The organism is Parapedobacter lycopersici (genome assembly GCF_040395035.1).
In the GTDB taxonomy this organism is placed as follows: Bacteria; Bacteroidota; Bacteroidia; order Sphingobacteriales; family Sphingobacteriaceae; genus Parapedobacter; species Parapedobacter lycopersici_A.
The window spans coordinates 1-4,653 of sequence record NZ_JBEBRB010000112.1 but is presented as its reverse complement, the minus strand read 5'-3'; the positions used below and the strand labels follow the sequence as shown (position 1 = coordinate 4,653).

3 protein-coding genes and 1 pseudogene are annotated in these 4,653 nt (G+C 46.2%); 2 read left to right on the top strand and 2 right to left on the bottom strand.

Annotation, left to right across the window (positions count from 1 at the left end; genetic code table 11):
- Positions 1-2,291 (top strand): aminotransferase class III-fold pyridoxal phosphate-dependent enzyme (locus tag ABWO75_RS13305; RefSeq protein ID WP_353186316.1); only part of this gene is annotated, 2,291 nt, incomplete at its 5' end.
- A 174-nt stretch (positions 2,292-2,465) separates the two neighbouring features.
- The gene (locus ABWO75_RS13300; RefSeq protein WP_353186314.1) at positions 2,466-3,245 is read left to right on the top strand and encodes a 4'-phosphopantetheinyl transferase family protein; all 780 of its coding nucleotides are present in this window, start codon (positions 2,466-2,468) and stop codon (positions 3,243-3,245) included.
- Here the strand turns inward: ABWO75_RS13300 and ABWO75_RS13295 are convergent.
- Together ABWO75_RS13295 and ABWO75_RS13290 are read right to left on the bottom strand one after the other, a co-directional pair.
- On the bottom strand, positions 3,237-4,418 hold the full coding sequence (locus ABWO75_RS13295; protein ID WP_353186312.1) for a glycosyltransferase family 2 protein: 1,182 nt from the start codon (positions 4,416-4,418) through the stop codon (positions 3,237-3,239). The genes ABWO75_RS13300 and ABWO75_RS13295 overlap by 9 nt on opposite strands.
- Positions 4,418-4,653, bottom strand: a pseudogene (locus ABWO75_RS13290) (glycosyltransferase family 2 protein); the annotation flags it as partial. The pseudogene ABWO75_RS13290 and the gene ABWO75_RS13295, both read right to left, overlap by 1 nt.

Here is a 4,653-nt window from a genome sequence, read left to right as displayed (position 1 = left end):
CTGCCTATTTTAACAGGACAGACCGCAGCTTTTTAGTTCAGTTGCCTACCTATGCCTATAACAAAAAACGTTATTGGCTGACACCGACTGTACCCGATAATCAGGCAATGAACATGGCACTTGCTACCAATCCACAGCATAATGAGATACAATCAGTTATCATGAGAAAAGAAATAATTATACAGGAAATCCGGACGTTATTGGAAGGAGCTTCGGGGATAGAAATGGCGCAGGCTGGCAATCAGGACAGCTTTTTTGAGCTGGGCTTCGATTCCCTACTGCTTACACAGATTGCAAGTAACTTAAAAAGCAAATTCAACGTACCGATTACATTCAGGCAACTGAATGAGGACCTGTACAGTCTGGACACGCTTGCACAATACCTGGATGAACAGCTGCCCGCCGAGGTTTATCGTCAAGAAACTGCAACAGCCCCGACATCATTACCGGCAACTGCACCGGAATCATCCCACATGCCGGCATCGGCCTCGGCGTTTCGGCCAGACACAACCATGGCGCCTTCGCTGAATGGCTCCAATATCGCATTGAATCTTGTTGCGCAGCAACTCAATCTACTCGCACAGCAAATACAGCTCATGCAGGGGCAACAGGCGGCTCCCGTTACGGTCCCTGTCAATGCTTCGTCTCCTACCAATACCGTCGCAGTAGCACCATCGCCAGCTGTAAACGGCGACACGAACTCCGACCTGACGGCGGATGAAGTAGCGGCCTTCAAAAAGCCATTTGGAGCGACGGCCAAAATTGATAAACATGTCACTGAACTAAGTGAAAAACAGCTTCAGTTCCTACAGGAATTTATTTCGAGGTACAACGAAAAAACGAAGGCCAGTAAAGATTATTGCCAGCAGCACCGTTCCTACATGGCAGATCCAAGAATTGTGTCTGGATTTAAGCCGTATACGAAGGAGATGATTTATTCGCTTGTCGTGAACCGGTCAGAAGGCAGTAGTCTGTGGGATATCGATGGCAACCAATACGTCGACGCACTCAATGGATTCGGTTCCAATTTTTTGGGCTATCAAGCTCCTGTCCTGAAAGAGGCTCTACTTAACCAAATTGAAAAAGGTTACGAAATCGGACCGCAGCATGAACTGGCCGGAGAAGTGTGTAATCTCATCTGCTCCTTTACCGGCTTTGACCGTGCCGGTCTGTGTAATACAGGTTCAGAAGCTGTATTGGGTGCTATCCGTATCGCCCGTACGGTTACTGGCAAGAAACTGATTGTTTCGTTCAACGGTTCCTATCACGGCATCAATGATGAAGTGCTTGTTCGGGGAACCAAAAAACTTAAATCGTTTCCCGCTGCAGCCGGCATTATGCCGGAAGCTGTTCACAATATTTTAGTATTGGATTACGGTACCGATGAAGCATTAAACATCATCCGAGAACGTGCTGCGGATATTGCCGCGGTGCTCGTTGAACCCGTGCAAAGCAGACGGCCCGAATTCCAACCGATAGACTTTCTTAAAAAGCTACGCCAGCTAACCAATGATAATGGCTTATTATTAATTTTTGATGAGGTGATCACTGGTTTTCGCATGCACCCGGGTGGTGCACAGGCACTATTCGGGGTCAAAGCAGATTTGGCGACCTATGGAAAAGTGATTGGTGGCGGCTTATCCATTGGCGTTATTGCCGGAAAAAGTACCTATATGGATGCCTTGGATGGTGGTTTCTGGCAATACGGTGATACGTCGATTCCGGAGGTTGGAGTGACCTACTTTGCTGGAACTTTTGTCCGGCATCCGTTGGCATTAGCTACAGCCTGGGCCACACTGAATTATTTAAAAACACAGGGACCCACATTGCAGGAAAGCCTGAATGCGAAAACACAGTATATGGCAGAAACCATGAATATGTACTGTACCCAGTTAGGTATACCTGTTTATATCGCCCAGTTCGGATCATTATGGAAAATTAAATTCAAAGAGGAATATTCCTATTATGAATTAATATTTGCGTGGATGCGTTTCAAAGGGGTACATATATGGGATGGGTTCCCCTGTTTCCTGACTACCTCCCATAGCGACGCCGATATTGCATTTATCCTCCAAATCTTCAAGGAAAGCCTGGAGGAACTGGTGACCGCCGGCTTCATTCCGGTAACCGACAATGTACAGCACAGTGAAGTTACGCTGCCGTTCAGCAATCCACCTGTTTTGGGTGCAAAATTGGGGAAAGACCGCCTTGGGAACCCTGCGTGGTTTGTTGAGGATTCGGCGAATCCGGGAAACTACCTGATGGTCAATTCGAATGCGGCAGATTCATAGAATCGCCTCATTATCCTACTATGTGTTATGTTGATGACCTATTGTCGGACAAGGCGACCTCGGGTAAGGCAAACCGCGAACTATGGGGAACGGCTTCGTTCCGCCGACGTCCAGGGGAGTCCGGTTGACCAGTAATGAAGCTGTTTATGTATCCCAAACTGAATTTCGCAGGACATGTCACTCGGACGCACCACAGACTATGACATGATCACCAATCATTTGATCATCACTCCGCAGTGGGCAGTCATTCCATTGGAAGAAGCCGATCGTATACCACATCCGGTTGTGTTGTGTACAACGATACATATTTCGAGTGATATCGTCCAGAGCCTTTTTCAGGCGCTTCTTCCGGATGAACAGCAACGCGCATTGCGCTTCCGGCAAACCGAGGACCGTTTACGGTTTATTATCGGGAGGGCGCTATTACGTAAACTGCTGAACAGTTATACACACCAGAGACTGGAAAATACACCTTTCCAGCATAACGCTTATGGTAAACCCGCGCTGGCCCCACATTTTAATGCCCCTCAGTTTAACCTCGCACATGCGGGTGACTATGTGGTCATTGGATTGGATGCACATCCCATAGGTATTGATATCGAGTATCTCAATCCCCATTTTGATTTTAACACCGTGCTGCCCGCGAACTTTTCAGCCGAAGAAATCCGATATATACAGGACGCTTCATCGCCATATTGCAATTTTTATTTACTATGGACGCGGAAAGAAGCTTTTTTAAAGCATATTGGCTACGGTCTAGCCCAATCGCCTATACATGTACCTGCGTTGCAGGGCACCCATCCGCTCTTGCATCGTTTCGGTACAAACGAGAGGGCGAAATACCATTACCATTCCCATAGCTGCTATTTAACCAACTCAAATCACCTCCTAAGTGTCTGCCTGAATAATTCAGATGGTCACACCCCTGCTTTTTATGAAATACAGTTAGCGTAATTCCGTTTTCCGCTTTGATTTTTCCCAAGCTGCGGCCTGATTTCCCCTCAAGTAACGAAATATTCCGGCAATAACAGCGTAGTTCATCAGGCAAAAGTAATACGGTATAAAAAACAGCTTAATGCGCAGCTGGCGGCCTTCCAGCAGCCAACCGATAACCGCCATCCCGTAAAAAAGAAGCTGCATTGCAAACAAGATAACATATACGGTTCCTGTACCTTCCGCAACCATAACTACGTTCAGTATAAAAATCAATGGCAATAAGAAAGGTACGATAGTCCACCGCAATACCCGATGGCTAATATATTGAAACGTCAGCAACGGATAGAAAAAAGGGTTAGCGGCTTTAGGCAGCCGCAATATGGATTGTAATCCTCCTGCTGCTATTCTAATCTTCCTTTTTAACTCTTCCGATGTATTTTCAGATGCAGTTTCCATCGCATAAGCTGCCGGCTCATAGGCGATGATGAATCCCTTTTCGGCGATACGCATCGCGATCATGTGATCATCGATAATGGTGTCCGTTTCCACAGGCGGATAAAGCGCCGTACGGATACTGAACAATTCGCCTGCAGCACCTACATTAGAATAAAAGGCATAATCAAGCTGCTTTAATTTAGATTCATATTTCCAGTAGAATCCTTCTCCTGCTGCGCTCGCATCGGCAGTTCGATCAACTTTAATTCGTTTTTCGCCCGCGACAGCACCTACCTTCGGATTTTGATAATGCTTGACCAACTGTTTGATTGCCTCCGGATTCAGGAAGGTGTTTCCATCTGTAAAAATCGTGATCTCGCCCTGCACATGATTCATCGCACGTTTGATAGCAGCCATTTTTCCGCGGCGTTCAGCCTGATGCAGCAACGTTATACCCGAATAACCGCCCACAATAGCCGGTGTATCATCATCGGAACCATCTGTTATAAAAATAAGCTGTAACCGTTCTTCCGGGTAGTCCAAGTCAAGCGTGTTCGCTATTTTAGCACCAATGATGTCAGCCTCATTGTAAGCGGCCACGAGTAAGGTCACCGTAGGATATACAGATGACGCATTACTTATAGGATAGGGAGATACCAGCGCACGCTTTAGCTTAACAAGCAGATATAAGACAACGCCATAACCGACAAAGGCGTAACACACAATCCCGATGGCCAGCCAGAAGAGAATCGCCATTATCGAATTAATTTAAATCCCAGATCATAACTGTCCGTTGCGTGTGTCATATTCCACCAAACTCCCTTATAATGCCACTTGACCAAATCAAATCGTCTTTTTGCAATATATACTAAGGCCTGCTTTGTTGAAGCAATAAGTAAAAAGAAGAGTGAAAAGCACCCTATTGCCAGCCAGCTCGCATTTTTACGAATAAATAGCATTCTATTCCGTGCCATAAAATAAGTCTTTATCG

Bases quoted from the DNA above. Each gene is read 5' to 3' on its own strand.
- ABWO75_RS13300 (WP_353186314.1), top strand. From the start codon at position 2,466: ATGTCACTCGGACGCACCACAGACTATGACATGATCACCAATCATTTG.
- ABWO75_RS13295 (WP_353186312.1), bottom strand. From the start codon at position 4,418: ATGGCGATTCTCTTCTGGCTGGCCATCGGGATTGTGTGTTACGCCTTT.